This window comes from Paenibacillus sp. 01T47, assembly GCF_056398245.1.
In genome coordinates, this window is the sequence record NZ_JBFTPA010000041.1 from 1 (window position 1) to 20,621 (window position 20,621).

Here is a 20,621-nt window from a genome sequence, read left to right on the forward strand (position 1 = left end):
TCACATCCAATAATGGAACCAAAAAGCGATTCTATAAGTTCGTCATTTTATGATGAAAATAAAGTGAGAAGGGCGCCCGCAATTAGAGTGCCCTTCTCTCGTTTGCAATGCAACTGCACCTATTGATCCGTTTGGATTGAGCGGAGTCAGGCTCAGGCAACCGCCGCCCGTACTCGATTTTGGTGACACTTCGCGGCGACAGCTTCATCCGAGGCGGTATTTTGAATTACAAAATTGGCAGTCTTCGTAATTTTAATCACTGAACCCTTTTCCAACAATTTTTTTTATCCAAATCAACATATACCGTGATACTTTCAGTTGAAACACTCAGTATGATTAAATGTAACGGAGTATACTTCTTTTCCGTAATAGCTACCAATTAAATTAGCAAATTATTATTAACAGTCACTTTCCTTACAACTGAATCTTTCGGACTCACAGGAATTTGGTCTTGTTTTTCATCATTAAGACTGTTGAAAGCAGTCATCTCAATTGGTAACTCACTTCTTTCAGATTGAAATAGATTACGTCCGCTAAAGATATTGTTAAAAGGATAAGTATCGGAATAAATAACAATCTCTTCAAGATATCCCTCCTACCGCATCAAGTCCTTTAGCTAATCGTTACTTCAATGAAGCAACAATTCCGCTCGGCACATAGTTTTAGCATTATACTTCAAACGAGATAAGGTATTAAGATGTTGCGTTAAACTACCCGTTAATGTAACGAAGCTGCCGATCCTTGCCCGCAACCTCCTCCGAATTGAGTGTTGAGCTATAGTTCCTCGTTAGCGGAATGACCTTTCTTAATCAGCGAGAGCACGTTTTATGATCGCTTTTGCTTCAGCAACCAACTTTTCATCTTTATAATCAATTGCCTGCATCATGATCAAAATGGGAATGTATATGGCTATCAATCGAGCTAATATCTTCGTTTCTTCATCGACATCCCCATATTCTTTGAAAAAGTCTGAACGCGCATCCGGAGGCAAAAAGCTATACGCGACATTCAAGTCGCAAGCAGGATGTCCGATATTGATATCTCCCCAGTCGATAATCCCTGAAATTATTCCATTCTCGTCTACCAGCATATTTTTAAAATGAAGGTCTCCATGGAGGAATACGTTTTTGGGTTTCACTTTTTCAGTTCCAAGCTGTTCCAAATAGTTCGATAATTCACGATACTCTTCTTCACTAAAATGAAGGGCAAGGTCGGAAATGAATTTATGCAACTTTTCTTTACGCATTGCAATATCAATCAAATTTCTATGGTCATGTTGAACTCCATTTTCTTGGGCAATTTGCACAGGGAATGCATGTAAGCTTTTTAAAAATTGCGCGAGCGTTGTTGCTGATACCGCACGGTTCTTGTCAGTTAGTCCGATTGGAAACTCTCCTGATAAATAGGGGTAGCCTAGGAAAGGTGCAGGATAATTATAATCCCCTTCCCCAAAAAATAGCGGTAACGAATATGCAATGGAACAATAATCTTTAAGCTTAGGTAGTATCTTTCCTTCCATCCTTAAACGATTAATTGCAACTTCTCTTCTTGGAAAGCGAAATACATATTCGACCCCGACAAGAAAAACAGTGTTATCCCAGCCGTATCCTAGTTTTTGTACGCTTTGTGAAGCTAACTGCGGAAACTGACTGCTTATTAATTTATGAGCCAATTCTTCTGATACTTCCCATTCCGCATCCCATTGATTCGTACTTCCCATACCCATTTATCGACTCCCTCACGAAAATAAAAAATAGGCTCGACTAGCCTGTTCCATTTACAACATCATATCATTAATTTGTTCTTCTGTTCGAGAACAACCTTACCGTCTGTTCCTCTATCCTGCCAGTTAGCGTAACGGCGAAGGGCTGCCACGCGGCAGCCCTTTTGGTTTTCAACTATCGTCTCCCGATAATCCAATAACAACATCAGACTCATTCCCTAGGATATCCCATGCTATTGATACTAATTAATCCTCTCTAAATATAATCCATTTATCATGCTCTTTTACCATCGCGAAATTAGGGTCAAATATTGAACCGACCTTATCTAAAAAAATCACTACCAATAGTTCTACTTTAGATTCTACTCCGAATTCGTTTTGGATGGCCTTTGCTCTATTATCCGGGTCGTGACGAATCCATAGTATTTTCTCAATATTATCTCGATTTTCGTATAAACCAGTCAGAACTCCTTTCACATCAATTTTATGAAAATCTTTGATATCATTCCTATTCATTGCATCATACAGTTTAAAGATTGTTGATAGAATATCGGGCGATATGGAACTGTCAACAATAGGTGTTCTTTCACTTCCATCCAAGAGTGCTTCAAGCATAAATGAATTCACTCTTTTTAGTTCAGATAAAAGGTTTGTATTATCCAATTGAAGATCAGCTAAATTTTCATTCAATTTATTCTTCTCCAACTCAAAGTCAGCTTTTAGTTTTAAGAAATCCTTCTCTTTAATGAATATTTCATTTTTGTATGTGCTGGCTGTTTGTTCTTTTTCCATTATTTCACTATTTTTTTCAACTAACTGCACACTCATCGAATTTATTTTTTTTGTTGTATGACGATTATACAAAACAGTATTAATAACAGTAATACGGAACCAAAAAGTGTTTTTTTGTTAAGCAATTGGATTCACCACCTCCTGAAATCAACCCTTATCGATAGCTGCTTTCTCTGTGAACTTCTTTATTCGGCTCTCAAAAGAAGCGCAATCATGCATCATCGCTAACAATAAAATTGATGGAATTAAACTGTAAGCTGGTTACAATTATACCCCAATTAAATGACGCCCTTTCATACCAAATTGTTGCGTTAAACTGCCCGTTAGCTTAACGCCCAGCAGAACAGAGGCCGAGTCTTTATTTTATTGTAAAACAAGCCCAACACATGATAAATAGCTCATCGGCAATCGCTATACATTCTTGGCCTTTTTCGGCATTCGGTACATATTCTTGACATTGCACATTGCCAAGAATATGTACCGATAAAATAAAAAAACCGCGATTTACGCGGTAATTAATCGGCTCATATTCTTGTCATCCGACATTTAGTGTCATACACCATATAGCTCGATTTTCGTTCTGTTTTTTTATAAGTTTCCCTTTCTTGCAGTAAAAAAGCAATTCGGATATAATCCGAATTGCTTTTTCTTTGAATAATGTGCTCCGGTACCGTACCGCCAACGGAAAGGCCAATCGTTGTCAAACCACTTCGATTGCCGGATTTATCATTCATCATGGATTCCCGGCAACTCATAACGTTGTTACAAATGGCAATCCTAAAACATCAGCTATTGTTCCGCGTTCTGGAAATATTTATTAATTACTCCTTTAATCCTTCTAACTCCAGCAGCAGAAGATTGTTCTTTTTTAATACTGAACTTTCCTAAGTTTGTTGTATCTTCTACATGAGGTCCTCCACATACTTCTCGACTCCAAACTTTCCCTTCATTATCTTTGATTGTATACACCTTAACGATATCCGGATATTTATCCCAAAAATTCCCTTCAACATTACTTTCTTTCGCTTCAATTTTAGGCAGCTCTGAAATATAGGTAACTGCTTTTGATGAAATCGCTTCATTCACATACTTTTCCACCTCAGCTATTTGCTCTGGCGTAAGTTTTTCATCATGGTTGAAGTCAAACCGTAATCGTTCTGAAGTAATATTACTTCCTTGTTGATGAACATGATCACCTAAAACTTCCCTTAAACCAGCAAGTAATAAATGAGATACCGTGTGCAGCGCTGTTGTTTCTGTTGAATGTTCAGCTAATCCACCTTTAAATTTACCCGCAGAAGCAGTTCTGCTCTTTTCAGCATGTTTCTTTGCCGCCTCTATATAAGACGCCTTGTCCTCCATGCTATATCCACTTTCAGTTAGAAACTCTTCCGTCAACTCCAAGGGAAACCCATATGTTTCGTAAAAATAAAAGGCATCTGCACCTGTCACTTTACCCTTATTCTTAAGATGTTTTTGTATTTCAAATTCTCCTTGCTGTAAAGTTCTATAGAAAAGATTTTCTTCCTTATTTACTATTTCGATAATTTTCTTTTTATTACCGATCAAATCTTCATAAGCTGTTGCTTCATCTATATAAACTTCAGACAACTCACCCACAAAACTTCCTTGTATACCTATTTTTTTACCTGCACGAATTGCCCTTCTTAATAATCTTCTTGTTATATACCCTGCATCACTATTAGCTGGCTCTGCACCATCATTAATTAGAAAAGTAGCCGCTCTCACATGATCAAGTATGATTCTAAACGACTTTAAATCGTCAGTATATTGTTTACCACTTAACTCCATCAATTTTTTCTTGGGATTAAGAAAGAAAGCCGTATTATAAATATCCTTGTCACCATTAAGGGCTGTTGCAACCCTTTCTAATCCGCCTCCATAATCAATATTGGGATTTTTCATTTTTACAAATCCTGTGTCTTCTTTTTTGTAACACATAAATACGTTGTTCCCAATTTCTAAAAACCTCTCGCTTACAGAAGCAGGATGATCCAGTGAATCACCGCCTGGTTCAAGATCATAGAACATTTCACTATCAGGCCCACCCGGTTCACCAACAGGCATATCCAATGAATTTCCGGTTCGACTCCACCAATTTTCTTTTTCATCGTATAAGAAAATTTTCCCACCTCTAGATGCCCCATATTGATAGGGATCATCTTCAATGATAGGTTCTATGCCAACTGATTTAAATTTTTCTGACCAGATTTGAATGGCTTCCGTATCTCTCTGTATATTCAAATCATCACTTCCTATAAAAGCACTGATATACAGCCTGCCAGGATCAATTCCTAATTCGATAATATGCCAATTCCAAATGGCATCGATTTGCTTTTTCTTATAGTTATTTTCATTTGCTTTAAACTCCCATCGACCTATCATTTCAAAAAATGTCAGATGCGACGTATCTCCTACTTCATCAATATCCACTGTCCTTAAACACTTCTGAATATTAGCAATCTCATTACCTATCGGATGCTTTTCCCCCAATAAATATGGAACCATAGGTTGCATTCCACTTCCTGTAAACAACGTTGAGGGATCATTTTCTGGTAACAAGCTAGAAGAGGGCACTTGGCTAGCCCCTATTCCTTTCATAAAATCAATATATGATTTTCTTAACTCATCTGGTGTCATTTTCACCATGCTCAATACCTCCATTTCAATTGTTAATTATTCTCGGAAAATTATTTTGCAAATATTCGAACGAGAAGAAATAAAACAAAAAAGCCCTAAGCTGACATATTTCTTGTCAACTTAGGGCGAACTATTATGTCCGTGTTACCACCTAATTTCAGATTTCTCTGCACTCTATCAATACGGGATATCTCCGATATTGTTTCCTGAATAACGGTGGAACTCCGTTGAAGCCTACTAAGATTCCTCTGTTCGGTTCACAGCTCCGAGACTGCTTCACTATTAGATCAATGAAGATTCGCACCAGCCATCTTCTCTCTGTGAGATCCCTAATAGCTACTATTTCTCATCATAGCCTTTTCGTTTTAAGTTAAAGCAATGCTATCACACTCAACTTGCTCTGTCAATTAATTCCACTATTTTCAATAAGGTATAAGTCTGTCGATACTACCATCAGCTTTGGCAATTCGGTTGCTTCGCATCCTCTGACTTTAGCCAAATTGAATGAGAATGACGCTCAACATCTCTTGGTGATGATGAGCGTCTTCTTTATTCATACCTTTGGAAATGCTTTCAATAAGACAGTGATCGATTCGGCGCGTGTTGTCGATGCATTCGGCGCAAATTGATTGCTGCCACGCCCTTGAATCCAGCCTTGCTGCACAGCTGCATCAATGGCTCCGATCGCCCATGCCGGGATTTGCTTGTCATCTGCGAAGCTCGTTCTTGCGCTTGCGTCGATAGACAGCTTCAATGCTCTCGCGACCATCGTCACCATCTCTGCGCGACTGATCGGCTGATTCGGCATGAACCGTTGATCAGCATAGCCTTGAATGAGTCCGAGCTCTACAGCTTGCGCCACGGCCTCACTCGCCCATATCGGGATCGAGGCTTGATCTACGAACGCCTTCGTACTGCTTTCGTTGCTTAGCTGCATCGCCTTCGCGAGCCATACCGTGAACTCCGCGCGTGTCACGGACTGATTCGGTCTGAATGTTCCATCCGGATATCCGTTCGTCATTCCTCGCTGCACGGCTGCTTGAATATCCTTGGCAGCCCAGTGGCCTGCGATGTCTTTGAAGGCCGGACTCGGCTCGGTCGACTTACGATTGACGGCAAAGACGGCGAATATACCGACATTACGTGTATCCGCTTGAATCGTACTATCCGTTACCGTGCTTTTGAGTTCCACCCAACGCGCTGTTGCTTTATCATATTGGAACACAGATGCTTGTTGATCTTTGCCAAGCTTACTGACATCAAACGTCAAGCTGATCTGAATCGGCTTATCGAAGCCGCCCTTCACATCCTTTGACAATTCGAACACCGGGCTTATTGCATTCGGCTGCTGCGTCAGCAAGTCAGCGGAATTGTCGATTTTCTTCAGATGCAGCATCATCGTTTCTTTCGCTGCGCCTACCGGAACAGAAACGGTAATCTGCTTGCCTAAGCTGACCGTTCCCGCTTCGCCGGCTTTGATCGTCGCTTCGCCTTCCTTCACGCCAGGTCTAGGATTATCAGTGTCGATTGGAGGTTTCGGTTCCGATTTATCGATAGAATCCTTCAACCTCGCGTTCAGATCGCGCAGAGTATCCACTACTGTCTCGAAATGATACGGGTATCGATCCAACAAGAACATCAATTGTTTGCGAAGCTCCTCGTTCCCTTTGTTCAAATTGATCAATTTCTCGGCTGCATCAATTAATTCTTTGTAGGGTACCATTAGATCATCGCCGTACACTTCGAACTCATAGATGGAATATCCGTAGTATTCGCCATAGACAGGCATTCGTTCAATTCCTTGGAATTTCACGTATCTAGCCTGCTTCGGAGCGAATTCCACCGTACTCGTCTCTCGTTTATCGCTGGCCGTAAGAATTCGATCGTCTGCCATCACGTTTTTCCATGTTACGTTATCAGTGGAATAGAGAATCTTGAACCGTTTCGCGGCCGTCTCCCATCCGATGACGACCTTGCTAATATTTTGCGTTTTGTCCAAGTCAACGGTGAACCACGAATCGTCTTTGTACGTACTCGCCCAGCGCGTGATCATATTTCCATCGACGGCTTGGCTCGAAGGTACCCATGCCGCCTCTAATCCCGAGGCATCGGTTACCTGATGCAGCGCATAGTTGTTCACATCGAGCAGCGGAATGAAGCGATTATAGACTTGTAGATTATCGATCGTTCCTTTGAACGCGTTGGTTGTGCCGCCGATTTTCGCGACAGGCAGGACAAGCGTCTGAATGCGCTGCACTGGCTGCGCCAGCTTCTCGACGTATTCATTCCCGTTCACATAGAGCGAGACGCCATTGCTGTCCCCCGTGATGAGAAGATGAGTCCATTGGCCAGCCGGCACTTTGTAATTGAATGCGCTATCATATCCTTCTTTAGAGAATCCTAATTTACCCTTGGTGCCGTGTTGCTTTAATTTTACCGTTCCCGCAGGCGATTCCATTAATACGGTATCGTCCGGATTGTCCGCATCCGGGTTAATCCACATGGAGACGGTCCAACCAAAGTTTAAGCTGTTGAGAGGTGTATCCAAATAACTAGTACCGCCGTTGAAGTGGGCGCCTTGCCCATATTTTCCTTTGACAAAATCGACGTTATTGCTTCTTGCATCGTATCCATTACCGGATGCGTCGATGGAATTGTTTTCGAACGAATAATCAAGGACGATTCCTTCCGTATTTTTGACTTTCACATCATAGGAAAGGTGGGTATTCGGCGCATCGCCCATCTTCGCGGCCGTCTTCACAAAGGTGTCGTAGTCTACATCGCTTCTCGCGCCGTGCCACATTTTCTCGGAAAGGACCTGCATGGCAGGGACCAAGCGGACATGAGTATCATCCATCGATAGCCCCGCTTCATACGAAATATCGTTCCAAAGTGCGAACATGCCGCCTTTTAATTGCGGATGGCCAAAAGGCAGCGTCGCACCGTACCATTTTACAGGCTCCCATTCCTGATATAAGAGTGACGTATTTAAATAATCGGCATATAGTCGGGGTACGAGATATAAATAGCTATTATTGATGTTAATGATGTTATAACCAAGATCGATTGCTTGCTGCGGTCCGCCATACGGTAAGTGCCAGATCGCCATGGTCGCTTCATTGCTGATCGGTGTCTTACCGGCGTACTCTTGCAATCCGCCCCACAACAAAGGATGTTTCCCTTTGCTATTGATGAATTTGATCATGGTATCCATATATTTTCTGAAATCTTCCGTGTTTCCTTTGTATTCATCGGTTCCAATTTGAACATCAGGACCGAGAAATGTAGGGTCTCCGCCTTTCCAGCCATCAAGATATTCACTCCACAAATTCTTGACAAATTCCACGGTCTCGGGTTTTGAGACGTCGAGATGCGAATCATTCCCCAGAGAAGGATCTAATGTCGTAAAAGCACGCGAATGCCCCGGCGTATCGATTTCAGGTATAATATTAATACCATAATCTTGACCTAACCGCTGCAAATCGCGGAACTCTTCTTTCGTATAAAAACCATCTATACTTGATAAATTCGGATACCTCTCGCTTTCTAACCGAAACGCACCGCGATTACCTATATCATCATTCAAATGGATTTGCAAATCCGTCATCTTATACCAAGCCATCATCTTCACGTAATCCCGCAAGAAATCAATCGTATAGAATTTGCGAGCCACGTCGATCATAAATCCGCGTGTCTCGTATTTCGGATAGTCGCGGGACTGCCCCTTCGGAATCTGGTCATGACCTTCATCCTGCTTCAGAATTTGCAGCACGGAACGCGTTCCGCTGAAGACACCCTTTACCGTCGGCGCCGTAATGGCTACATAATCACCGATATCGAGTATGTAACCTTCTTGACCTAAGACCTTATCCGTCGGATTTAAGGACAAGTACAGATCTCCGATGGATGGTGTCCCTTGGGTAACAGTCAATTCCCGTCCCGTAATCGCTTTCATATCTTCTTGGACGATAGCTGCTGATTTGGCTAACGACGGGTCATTATAGACAATCTTCGCTGCAGACGATAATGTATATTGATCTGTTCTCCCAATCCATTCTTGCAGGGACGGAATTACTTTCGGTTCCTCATTCAGCCCTTCGATCTGTTGATTTAATCCTGTGACCGTAACTTCGAATGACGGCGTTATCGCTTTCTGCGTTGGGTCCTCCAGGCTTTGTACTTGCAGCATCACATGAACCTTTTTATCCACCAATGGGGGGTGAATGACGCCTTCCTTGTCAATGACAGGCAGCGCATCCGATCCGTAGATGGAGATTTGATAACCTTCTGGTACAGCCGGGAATGGGAACTCGGTCTGTCCTTGACTGATCGGTTCAATGCCGTGAATCCCTTTGATGATTTTCTCTAGTGGATCTTCGCTGTATACCTCGAACTCATAGAATGAGTACCCATACAGAATGCCATCAGCCGGTTTCCGCTCAACCCCTACAAACTTGACGTATCTTGCTTCTCGTGACAGAAAATTTAGGACTTCCGTTCCACCTTGGCAATTAATAATGCCATCATTCTCAAGTGTAATGTTCTCCCAATTATCACCATAGACCGAAGTCAGCACGCGGTAGGATGTAGCTGGCGTCTGCCAACGAATGATAACTTGACCGATCTCCTTCTTTTCGCCTAAATCTACTTCAAACCACTGATCGTCGTATTTATCGGAAGACCAGCGTGTTGACGAGTCTCCATCGACGGCATATTTAGGAAAAAGTCCGTCCGGAACTTCATTGCCGGATACTTTCACATCCTTCTTCAACGCATAGTTCTCCCGGATGCTAGCTAAAGCCGTTGGTGCTGCATCCATTCCTGGCTGCTGCACAGCGAATGGCTCTTCGAGGTTGGCATCTGGGACCTCTTCAGGATCCGAAACTACTACAGAACCAGGCACTGTTTCCGGTAGTGAGTTATCCGGTGCTTGTTGCGTGATTTCTTCTGCATTTGATGTTCCGTCTGCGTACGTTATCGATGGATGAACAGAAAATATGATAGAAAAAAATAAGACCAACGATAACAATAACGAACATCTTTGTTGATTCCTTCGGCTTGACTGCATTTCCTCATCCTCATTTCCTCGTATGAAATGATATATTCGGGTTTTCGTACTGCTAACTTGAGTACTCGTCATTCCCGGGCACCCATTCCTTACCAAGTGGCCTCCTCACAGTTAATAGTATGAGACGTGTTAGCCATAGAAAAATAGATAAGTTCTTACTTTCATATACATTTGTTTACATTTTCATTATATTAATAAATAAAATCCCATCAAATCTACTTGATGAAATCCGGAACTCTATGAAAGATACTCCCAAAAGAGTCTCACAATGAGGAAATTTAGGGAATATTAACTACACTAACCTGCCCTTTAGCTTAATGAAAAATAGAGCAGCTGCCCGATCGCAATCTGCTCCCTGTTGTATTCAACTAAAGTCTCCCGTTAGCAAAATGGAACTTTTAATTCTTTACTTCAATTAATTCTTCAACATTGCCAACTATCTCAAGAATTTACTTTTTGAACGCTCCCTTTAGTAATGAATGAATCTTATCCTTTAAGTGTTCTTTACTATCGCCGCTAAGTACATTTTTATCCCAAATCTATGACTCAGGTATGTCATTCTCATAATAAACTTCATAAGAAACTAAACCATTTCCCCTTGTCACTCATCAGAAATGTTAACACGTTCATGTCATATCATTTTGGCAAGAAAGTGATAACATAAAATAAAAAAGCCGCATAAATTGCGGCTTACAATGTTACTATGTTCTTGTCACCCGATTAAACAATGGTTATGAGAAAGCATTATTATTGATGAGTTATTCTTATGGTATAGTGTCATATTGCCGTTAGCCTCAAAGGCGAAGGCTATGTAGTCGTTAGGATTGATATAGCTTTCGAGCTCTTCATCATTACTTACATCCGCAATGTACGGCGGTTTTTTTATTTTATTCAATCCTGCCGATACTCGAGAATATCTCCAGGCTGGCAAGCGAGTGCTTTGCAGATCGCTTTGAGTGTTGAGATTCGAATGGCTTTCGCTTTTCCGTTTTTAAGTATCGACAGGTTCGCCATTGTAATGCCGACTTTCTCGGATAGCTCAGTAACGCTCATTTTCCGCTTTGCAAGCATGACGTCAATGTTAACCACTATCATACGGTCAACTCCTGTTCTTCTTTGAGCTCGATCGCGTTTTTGAGCAGTTTCTCAAGAACTGCGGCAAATACTGCGATTACGACTGGCGCACAGGTTATAATTAGCCCAATGACCATGACGCCTGGTGCATCTGCGCCGTCAGCTACAAAGTAGAAAAGCGGGAGATTACATGCAAACATGAGTGATACGACAACCGCCGCTTGTTTTATTTTCTTAAGCGCTAAAACAGAGGTTTGCGAAAAAGCGGTATTTGTATCAATGTACCTGAGAAGCTTTAATGCCTGAAGTAGCGTAAATAAATACGCAATAGACGCCACATACGCAGCCAAAGCGGAAAGATAAACTTTAATATCCGGGAAATCCGGCATCATACTATGCGCCATCGCTGGGATTCCATAAAAACACATCACTAATGCAGGAATTGCCATAACAACCAGAACAATTTTTAAAAAGAGCGTCTCTTTTTTCATTTATTTCACCTCATTTTTGATTTTATCACTTCATTTATCGTTTCACAATAAAAATACATTGTTTTCTTCGTTTGAACCCCACAAGTTATTAAAAAAAATAAGCCCTACGGCTTATTTGTTCCTCCTTCAAATTTGAGCCGAAATACGGACATATTTATGAACCCACTAATTGAAGTTAATCGCGAAAATGATTAAACTATCTTGCCCGTTAGAATTCCTGTAAAACGAATATTTTGGACTTTGCATAAAAAAGAGCGCCTCTGTAATATGGGAGTTGGAAACGGGTCTACAGCCCTTTAATCTCACCATCAGGAGGTCGCTCTACTATGAAGTTTAAATCACAGGAAACAAAATCAACGCATTGAAAACATTTCCTCATTTCATCTTGTTGTCGGAGTAGATATTGCCCAGGAGAATCATGTCGCTCGTGCAGTCAGCTATCGTGGTGTTGCTCTGGGTTCGTCGCTAGAATTTAGCAGTCATGATGAAGGGTTTGGGCGGTTCGGCCTATGGATTCAAGATCTGCTCAAATCATTCAAGCTGAGCAAAGTTATCGTCGGCATGGAGCCTACCGGCCACTACTGGTTCAGCCTGGCTCGCTGGCTTTCATCAAAAGGAATTGAGGCTGTTCTCGTAAATCCCCACCTCGTCAAAAAGAACAAGGAAAACCGCGACAATACCCCTTCCAAAAGCGACCACAAAGACGCACTCGTCATCGCAGATATGGTCAAAAATGGCTACTATTCCCCTGTCCAGTTCAACCCAGAAGCCTATGAGGAACTCCGGATTCTCATGGCCAACCGGGACACGGTTACCAAACGACTTAACAGCGCTGTTAATCAGATTCATCGTTGGGTAGATATTGTCTTCCCTGAAATACGGCACGTCTTTAAAATCCTTACCTGCACCAGCGCCATTGCTACGTTAAGGCTGTTTCCTCTTCCGAAGGAAATTAGCAGCTTAACGACAGAGAAAGTCATTGCCGGCTGGAAGCAATATGTGAAACACCATGCAGGATTGCATCGAGCCGCGCAGCTCATTGTGCTGGCTAAACGCAGCGTTGGCGCTACGCAGGCACTTTACGCCTACAAGCTGCATTTAGCCCATTTACTCGAAGAATACGACTTGGCGCAGCACCAGCTTGAGCAAATTGAACATGAGCTCCATCATATTCTGGGGCGCATTCCAAACGCGCAGAAACTGCTTGAGATTCGCGGTGTAAATGTGACCAGTTTAGCCGGTGTGCTGGGCGAAGCTGGTAACTTAAGTGGTTATACGCATGAAAACGTCTTGCGTCTCCACGCCGGTCTTAACCTAACGGAAGCCAGCTCAGGTAAATGACGTGGAAAAATGGCGCTAAGCAAACGTGGCCGCCTTCGTCTCCGGCGTTTTCTCTTTCTCATAACCACGTGTATGGTCATGACCAATTCGGATGTTAGAGCGCTACACCACCATAAGGTCGAAGTGAAAAAGATCTGTAGTCATTTGAAGTTCTTCTAACCGGATGGACTTCGTGCGGAACCATTCGGTCGCTTGCTGGACCAGTGGTGAAGAATTTATCGCTGTACACCAAAATGCAGTCCACAATCCGAAATTTGGTGTTGAGTTCTACCTATTTTTTAATGCCAATGGTTCTCCCTTAAACATATCATCACGTTTTTCAATCATCACTTGAAAAAATTTCAGGGAGGCCTGGATTTCAGACTCCGATAATTCATTTAAAACCGATATAAACCTATCCTCCATCAATTCATGCATGGTCGCATGTAATTCATAAATCCTTTTGCCCTTGGGTGAAAGGGTAAAATAGACCTCTTTTTTATTATCAACCATCTGGTTTCGTTTGATAAAACCCTCTTGAAGTAACTTATTACTAATTTTTGAAATGCTGGCTTTGGACAAATTCATTTTTTCTGCAATCGACGTATTGTTAATAGGTTCATTGTTTCCAATGCAATCAATCACATGTACGCTTGTCAAGTTGTTCGGAATGGATGTAATGCCATGTGACTGTGCCAAGCCAGTAAACTCGCTAATCTCTGCTGTAAACATTTGCTCGGTTAGATGAACAAAGTGAAGAAAACGTTCGTACAATGTTCGCTTTAACCCCTCAGACATGATGTTAACATCCCCTTTATAAAAGCGAATTGCCCCTAGCAAGTTTAATACGCGGGCTAACGCTATATGATTGTTTTAAGTCCTATTTTTTATTGTTCACTTATAAATTATTTTATCACATTACTTCATAGGGATCAACCCTGAAACACCGAATATAAAGAGAAGTTGACAGAAATTACGCTTTTATATTATAGTTTCATCGTTAACAATAATAAAAAGAAGGTGTTGCATTTGACTCGTTCCGATTCATCTACTCAGTACAATCGAGGGGGTATGACTGTGAATCTTGCCAAAACGATAATAGAACGCCGAACCATTCGCAAGTTTAAATCAGAGCCCGTCCCATTCGAATTGATGAATTCATTGCTCAAACAAGCTTCAAGTTTGTGGAAATCCGAAGCGCCTCAACATTGGCGTTGCATTTATTATGACTCCATGGAATCGCGTTTGCGACTGGCAGAGAGCATGTTTGCCAAAGTAATAGACAGTCAGCTTGGTAAATTGATCCCGTCAAAATTAACGGGATTTCTCACCAAATCCGTTCTTAATACGCCGGTTCATCTGGTTTTTATTGCGGCATCTTCAGAAAATCATCGACAGCGTGACAACAATTATGCCGCCGTCTGCAGCATCATGCAAAACCTTCAATTGGTTGGTTGGGAAAACGGTTTGGGGATGCTCTGGTACACGGACCCATTGCTGAACAATCCGTCATTTTTTAATGAAATTGGCCTGAAGACAGGGGAGAAGTTTGCCGGTATTTTAAATATTGGATACTTTGATAGGTCACCTAAAGCCCGAAAAAGGACACCCGCGGAAATGAACTGGACAGAATTCACAACAGATACAAAACTGCATCTAACTAATGAAGACCGTTATGTATCTTCTCAAGACATTTTGGAAACATTAAACATCGCTGTTTGGGCACCGAATGATGGACTTCGTGAACCATGGCGATTTATTTATGTGACCGGCGAAGAAGCCGTTGCTAAACTCGCGCCTTCACATGGGAATACCTCGCAGTCATTACTTATCGTATTGGCAAAGAAAGAAGCTGACCCGCACAAGCAAGAGGAGGATTATGCTGCAGCATGTTGTTTGATTCAGAACTTTCAAATGTTGGCCAACTCTAAAGGCTGGCATGTTCGTCGCACCATGCCGGAATGGATATATGAGCGACGGCTACCGATACCTCTTAAGATAGATCTGCAAGAGAGAATTGTAGCTGTACTGGAAGTTGGGACAGTGGAGCAAATTTCATATTCATCCTCCACTCCCTCGACTTTAAATGTAATACGCCTTTGAATAAATATGAACCTCATTTAAGGAAGCTCCAAAGTGCGATGAAGGGCGAATGAGCACCCCCCGCCGACAAAACAAGTTGGAAACGTAAAAGTTTCAAGCTTGGTCAAGCCGAACACAGCTTCAATAATCCAACTCAGTTTTGATTCCCGATTACAAAATCAAAAACTTATCACCGCTGGCACTTCGTTTTTATTAAGACATCGTTCGACAATCAAAAGAGAAGGCATTCTCCCGATGCCTTCTCTGCTGCTTATTGCTGCTTATTATTAGCTGGTATAGCATAATGTTAACGAGAGTTCCTTATCTCAAGATTATCTAGTTTTGATTCATTGTCCCCAAGCTATGATGACATCCTTGATGTGATGATTCTTCAAGAGCATATCATGTATAGCTTGGTTGTTTTTGGCCATAAGTTCTGCATATTCTGGATTACGGGTATACTCATTCAATTTCTTTGGATCCTTCTCGTAAATTGGAAACAAGTTTGCGATAAACACGTCTGAATATTTATTATGACAAAAAATGCAAAACAATATTGAACGTCATATCTGATTCGAATTGATTTGCTCTATTTGGATACTCCACCAATCAACTTCTCGAGATTTTCCCTGTCCAGAAAAGGTGCTAGGCTTATGATCCGGTTCGCATCGATGGTGCCGTCTACAACCTGGTCTACCAAACGACTTAATGTCTCTCTGCTAATAAAGGGCGCCAGTCCATTCACGGTATTCCAGCTCAAGCTTCCTTCTTCGGCTTCTTGTACCAACCGATCCACCTGTTCCCTACCTAGAAAAGGTGCGAGGCTTACGATCCGGTTCGCATCGATGGTGCCGTCTACAACCCGGTCTACCAAACGACTTAATGTCTCTCTGCTAATAAAGGGTGCCAGCCCTTGAACGGAATGCCAGCTCAAGCTGCTCTCTTCTGCATTTTGTACCAATCGATCTACATGTTCTCTTCCAAGAAACGGCGCAATTCCAACAAGATTGTGCACTTCTAAGGAACCGTCAATCGATTTATCTACCAGCCGGTTTAATGTGTCACTGCTGACGAACGGAGCGAGTCCGGTAATGACATTCCACACAATCTCGCCCTCTTCTGCCTGACGAACCAGTTCATCCAATGTATCTGTTCCAAGGAACGGAGCCAGCCTCATGATCACGTCTAACTTAAAGACGTTGCTGTCTAATCGTTCAGTAACCTTATGCAGAACGCTTGCCTTTACAAACGGCGCTACTTCTACAAGCTCTTCCACCTCCACCTCTCCGGTATTGACCATCTCTGCAACTTGTTCTGGCCTGTTCCCTGCGATCTCCTCAACGATCGTTCCTAGGTGCTGGTGCTCCCGATTTTCTGCGTATTCTCCTGCATTAATAATGTCGTCTACCGTTTTTCCGAATAACCTCGCAAGCTGCGGAAGCGTTCCGATATCCGGTATCGAGTCGCCCCGTTCCCATTTCGATACCGCTTGATGACTTAAATTCAGTTGATCTGCAAGTTCCAATTGGGTCAGATCCTGGTCTTTGCGAAGCTTCGAAATATAAGCTCCAATTTTACGTAAGTCGAGCATCGTATTACCTCCGAAAAAACAAATTGTACAGTGCGCACCGTCGAATAAAGCATAGCATTTCCGCAAACGTGATTCTATCAAGCATTGGTTGAATTGTCACATCCGCTTTATTCAACTGCCAGTAGAATTGTCTAGATTGAAAATCGCTAGAGAGGGTAGCCAGAAGATCCCGCAGCATATGCCAGATCTGGAATCTACCCGACCTACACTACTTTTGTCGCTTTCATCTATAGGTTTTTGTACAAATCATTTCCATTAAACTGCCCATTAGTTTAATGAAATGAGCAGGTCACTACAGCGCCTGCTCATCGTTGTATGCTATTGAACTAAACTTCCCCGTTAGTACAATGCAACTTAGTAAATATCCTCATTATTTAAAATCTCTCTTAGCCCCGTGGTAAATTTGAGTACAGTTTTCCTCCTGTTATAAATTCAATGTAAACACTCTCTTCAAGCGAACCACCGATTTGTGCGTGAACAAAAATCGTATCTTCCTTGAAACTTATTTTTATAAACCCATCAGAATCATTATCTTGAAGTTCTGCCATTATTCCTTGGTCGATACAACAAACAATACCCTCAATCTGTTCTTATCTCACGCAAAAATGAGAAGTATGTGATATGAATTTTGTTGCTCCTGTCATATCAAAAGTATAATTAATATGAACCAGATATCTTGTCGCTAGTATAAGCTTTGCAGAACCATCAATGGAAGACAATGTGACTTTGTTCGATAGAGGTAACATAATTTATTGCTCCATTCTTAAATCCTCCGTGTATCATACCTTCAAACTAAACTGCCCGTCAGCTCAACGAGGCTGCCGATTTATGTCGGCAGCCTCGTTCTTTTGATAGTTAATTAAGCTATTGTTCCCCGTTTGTACAATCATTTATGTTGTGAGAAATTACATTCAAATCGCTCAACTCCTGGGTATTTTTCTCCCAGGCTCTTAATCATAAACCCAAGTCTACTTGAGTGATTTTAAGTAAAACATTATTCCTGCTCTGTCTACATTAGAAAATTGCAAAGGTTCATCATCCATCAAACGTCTTAATTCGTCTACTGAAATCCATCGTGGGTTCTTAGTATCATCACCTGAAGATAATAACTCCCCTTGCACCTTGCAACGGAAATAAACTCCAACTGAATCGAAAGGACCCTTTATTGTTTGATAAGCTCCAAACGGTCTTATACATTCCACTTGGAATTCTGGGTCGATTCCTGTTGTATCGACCCGTGTATCCTCGCCTTCAATTTCAACTACATCCAGTCCAGTCTCTTCCTTAACTTCCCTTATTAGAGCTTGTGTTAATGATTCATATTGCTCAATTCTGCCACCAGGAAGTTCAATTTTTTTCGTTTCACCCGCTTTATCCCTTGTCTGTACTACTATTTCTAATATTCCGTTTACTATTCTTTCAATTATGGCACGAGAATTTACTAAAAACATTTGTATCAACCCCATTTCACACTATCGAATTAACCAAAATATGGATTTGTTATACAGGATTATTCTACGCAAGCTTCAAACTATCCTGCCCCATTTCAATGAAAAAAGTAGGCTGCCGTAGCACCTGCTCATCAATGTGTATCATTCAACTATCGTTCCCCGTTAGCTCAACGGACTACAGCAGTTTATGTGGGGAAGTAACCTCTCCTCTTGTTATGGCGAGCTTATCTTACGGAAGAATGTGACTTGCCCGCTTTGGCCGATACGGAAAAATACCTCATCTCGCCGGGTGAGACAGGCTTTGTTTTCGGTTCACCCAACATTTTCTCTGGTACGCCGTCTAGACACTCATCCTTGCAGTCCCGTCTATATCTCCCCTCCTCCAACTTCATGTCGATAAAATCAACAACTTGCTGCAGTGATGTGATCTGGCTGATAATATTTTCACGATGACTTCTTAAGAGTTCCACAAGCTCCGGATATTCCGCGGGATCAGTATCGGCCGAGACCGCCAAAAAAGGTCGAATTTCCTCTAGCAGCATCCCCGTTTTTTTCAGGCATGCTATCAGCCGGATCGTATTGATGTCCTCCTGCCGATAGATGCGGTGCCCGTTATCCTTCCGCTCTGCGCGAGGCAGCAGCCCGATCTTTTCGTAATAACGGATCGTATCCTCAGTAATTCCGGTTTGTCCAGCGGTTTGCTTTATCGTAAAGCATTGCTCTTCCTTCATCCTGTTCCCTCCCTAAGATTGATTTTTGTACATTATACATCTTGAAGCTGGCTCTAAGTCAAATCTCTTATCCTTGGAGAAAAGCTTTGTTTTCGCGTCTTGACTTGGAGTCGACTTCAAGTTATAGAATGTGCACTATCGAATCATATTAAAAAGGAGATGTACAATGAACAAGGACCAGAGTGAACATATCGCATTGATTACAGGCGCAAGCGCTGGGATCGGGTTAGAACTAACACGGAAATTACTGTCGGAGAACTGGCATGTGGTTGCTGTAAACCGTTCTGATTTTCCAGCCGACGATAGGAGCATCCAGAATGCGGTCAAGAGCGGTTCGCTTCGAATTTATAAAACGGATGATCTCGCCGATTATGCCTGCTTGAGACTTACTTTAGAAGAGATCAAAAGCAAGGAGCAGCGGATCGATATTTTGTTCAATAACGCCGGAGGGTCTTTTCCCGAGCTGAGCTATTCGAAACAAGGACGCGAGAAACATTATGAACTGATGACTGTCGTTCCGTATATTATTCTGATGGAATTGAAGGAACTCATTAAAATCAGTCGTTTAAAAACGGTAATCAATACCTCATCTTCAGCTCTAAAATTTACAAAAGAGTTTTCGATCGAAGACCTGGAGCATCCCAAAACCTTTCGCAAGTTGCTTGGTCCTTACGCGACCTCAAAGCTAGCTATTTCTCTGTGGACTCAGGCCATTGCACCGCAGCTCGCCAAGAATGGTATCAAGATCCGTAGCGTTGACCCAGGTAGCAACAATACACTTAGAAAAGGGAAACAATCCGGACTACCCGTTTTGGTTGAAGTATTGATGAAGCTATTTTTCTCGCCTCCTACCCTCGGTGCCAACAAGCTGTATGAAGGGGCTCTTGGTGAACACCATCATGAGAACGGCGTATTTTTGCTAAAAGGACGGGTTGCGGAATTAAAGTTTAAAGAGCAGGCGCAGAACGTTCTGGAAAGGATTCAAGCGATTTATGAACACGAATTTCTCATGTCTTGAAGCCCAGACATTGAACAGAATACTGCACTAACCTACTCTTTAGTTTAATGACAGAAGGAGCAGTTGCCGCAACGGCGAATTGCTCCCTGGATATTACACTATTGTCTCCCTTTAGTGCACTGTTTCCTTCAACTTTTGCAGCCGTTAAAAGTAAAACTTAGATACTTTCTCATGGACAATGTACTTACTTTGAATTGCGGGCTAGTCCATCGCAAAGATCACAAATAAGACACCCAACTCGTTCAGCACCTGCTTACCCCTTACCTCTTCATAGCTACAGTACTTATTAGTAAACAGATTCACTTTACTAAATTTCGTTTTTGTAAAACGTCCACTTGTCGTAAACCGGTTTTGCATTGATTATTATTTCTAACAGTTCAGCTTTCAAGAGTTCAATATTTTGCTTTTCCACGAGTATCCTGTTTCCACTCACTTTACCAAACAGTATTTTAATTTACTATACTATCCTACCCGTTAACATTCCTGTAGGTGTTAGTAGATTCAATTTGCAGTAAAACGAACGCCCCGCTAGGATGAGTATGTACTGGGTTGGAGCCCTCAGAACTCACCTTAGGAGGCGTTATTATGAAGTCTAGACTAACTAAAGCTCAAAATCAAC

Annotated in this window: 16 protein-coding genes and 1 other annotated feature; of the genes, 3 read left to right on the forward strand and 13 right to left on the reverse strand. The window is 42.0% G+C overall.

Going from position 1 to position 20,621, the window contains the following annotated elements:
• Positions 1-805 precede the first annotated feature (805 nt).
• The 8 genes from AC1DOV_RS33675 to AC1DOV_RS33710 all read right to left on the reverse strand — a co-directional run bounded on the left by AC1DOV_RS33675 (position 806) and on the right by AC1DOV_RS33710 (position 11,809).
• Positions 806-1,720 carry a phosphotransferase gene (locus AC1DOV_RS33675; protein WP_477552071.1) on the reverse strand — a complete coding sequence of 305 codons (915 nt, stop codon included), beginning with the start codon at positions 1,718-1,720 and terminating at the stop codon, positions 806-808.
• A 65-nt stretch (positions 1,721-1,785) separates the two neighbouring features.
• Complete coding sequence (locus AC1DOV_RS33680) at positions 1,786-1,938, reverse strand: hypothetical protein (protein WP_477513017.1); 153 nt, start codon at positions 1,936-1,938, stop codon at positions 1,786-1,788.
• A 31-nt stretch (positions 1,939-1,969) separates the two neighbouring features.
• A complete protein-coding gene (locus tag AC1DOV_RS33685) occupies positions 1,970-2,551 on the reverse strand; it encodes a hypothetical protein (protein WP_477552064.1) in 582 nt (193 codons plus the stop codon).
• Between the two features lie 488 nt (positions 2,552-3,039).
• Positions 3,040-3,252, reverse strand: a complete 213-nt coding sequence (locus AC1DOV_RS33690; RefSeq protein WP_477512027.1) for a hypothetical protein — start codon at positions 3,250-3,252, stop codon at positions 3,040-3,042.
• A gap of 52 nt (positions 3,253-3,304) precedes the next feature.
• Positions 3,305-5,185, reverse strand: a complete 1,881-nt coding sequence (locus tag AC1DOV_RS33695) for an alanine--tRNA ligase (protein ID WP_477552065.1) — start codon at positions 5,183-5,185, stop codon at positions 3,305-3,307.
• A gap of 109 nt (positions 5,186-5,294) precedes the next feature.
• Positions 5,295-5,538, reverse strand: a binding site (T-box leader).
• Between the two features lie 191 nt (positions 5,539-5,729).
• A complete protein-coding gene (locus tag AC1DOV_RS33700; RefSeq protein WP_477552066.1) occupies positions 5,730-10,205 on the reverse strand; it encodes an S-layer homology domain-containing protein in 4,476 nt (1,491 codons plus the stop codon).
• A 930-nt stretch (positions 10,206-11,135) separates the two neighbouring features.
• On the reverse strand, positions 11,136-11,339 hold the full coding sequence (locus AC1DOV_RS33705; RefSeq protein ID WP_477552067.1) for a helix-turn-helix domain-containing protein: 204 nt from the start codon (positions 11,337-11,339) through the stop codon (positions 11,136-11,138).
• Positions 11,336-11,809 (reverse strand): DUF2975 domain-containing protein, encoded by a 474-nt coding sequence (locus AC1DOV_RS33710; protein WP_076269355.1) that lies wholly within the window; start codon positions 11,807-11,809, stop codon positions 11,336-11,338. Before AC1DOV_RS33710 ends, AC1DOV_RS33705 begins: the two co-directional genes overlap by 4 nt.
• Before the next feature lie 402 nt (positions 11,810-12,211).
• Between AC1DOV_RS33710 and AC1DOV_RS33715 the strand changes: the two genes are divergently transcribed.
• Positions 12,212-13,150, forward strand: a complete 939-nt coding sequence (locus AC1DOV_RS33715) for an IS110 family transposase (RefSeq protein WP_477552072.1) — start codon at positions 12,212-12,214, stop codon at positions 13,148-13,150.
• A 267-nt stretch (positions 13,151-13,417) separates the two neighbouring features.
• Here AC1DOV_RS33715 and AC1DOV_RS33720 read toward each other — a convergent pair whose 3' ends face one another.
• On the reverse strand, positions 13,418-13,927 hold the full coding sequence (locus tag AC1DOV_RS33720) for a MarR family transcriptional regulator (protein WP_477512025.1): 510 nt from the start codon (positions 13,925-13,927) through the stop codon (positions 13,418-13,420).
• 273 nt (positions 13,928-14,200) lie between these two features.
• On the opposite strand from AC1DOV_RS33720, the gene AC1DOV_RS33725 reads away from it, so the two are divergent.
• Positions 14,201-15,232 carry a nitroreductase family protein gene (locus AC1DOV_RS33725; protein WP_477552073.1) on the forward strand — a complete coding sequence of 344 codons (1,032 nt, stop codon included), beginning with the start codon at positions 14,201-14,203 and terminating at the stop codon, positions 15,230-15,232.
• 326 nt (positions 15,233-15,558) lie between these two features.
• Here the strand turns inward: AC1DOV_RS33725 and AC1DOV_RS33730 are convergent, their stop codons facing one another.
• From AC1DOV_RS33730 to AC1DOV_RS33745, 4 genes are all read right to left on the reverse strand, one after another.
• Complete coding sequence (locus AC1DOV_RS33730; RefSeq protein ID WP_477552068.1) at positions 15,559-15,765, reverse strand: DUF1643 domain-containing protein; 207 nt, start codon at positions 15,763-15,765, stop codon at positions 15,559-15,561.
• Positions 15,766-15,800: 35 nt separating this feature from the next.
• Positions 15,801-16,802: a helix-turn-helix transcriptional regulator gene (locus AC1DOV_RS33735; RefSeq protein ID WP_477552069.1), complete on the reverse strand. Its 1,002-nt coding sequence runs from the start codon at positions 16,800-16,802 to the stop codon at positions 15,801-15,803.
• 968 nt (positions 16,803-17,770) lie between these two features.
• Positions 17,771-18,253 carry an NUDIX hydrolase gene (locus AC1DOV_RS33740; protein WP_339209183.1) on the reverse strand — a complete coding sequence of 161 codons (483 nt, stop codon included), beginning with the start codon at positions 18,251-18,253 and terminating at the stop codon, positions 17,771-17,773.
• A 224-nt stretch (positions 18,254-18,477) separates the two neighbouring features.
• Positions 18,478-18,984: a MerR family transcriptional regulator gene (locus tag AC1DOV_RS33745; protein WP_477552070.1), complete on the reverse strand. Its 507-nt coding sequence runs from the start codon at positions 18,982-18,984 to the stop codon at positions 18,478-18,480.
• Between the two features lie 166 nt (positions 18,985-19,150).
• Here AC1DOV_RS33745 and AC1DOV_RS33750 point away from each other — a divergent pair, with 166 nt between their 5' ends.
• On the forward strand, positions 19,151-20,002 hold the full coding sequence (locus AC1DOV_RS33750; RefSeq protein WP_477512020.1) for an SDR family NAD(P)-dependent oxidoreductase: 852 nt from the start codon (positions 19,151-19,153) through the stop codon (positions 20,000-20,002).
• Positions 20,003-20,621 lie beyond the last annotated feature (619 nt).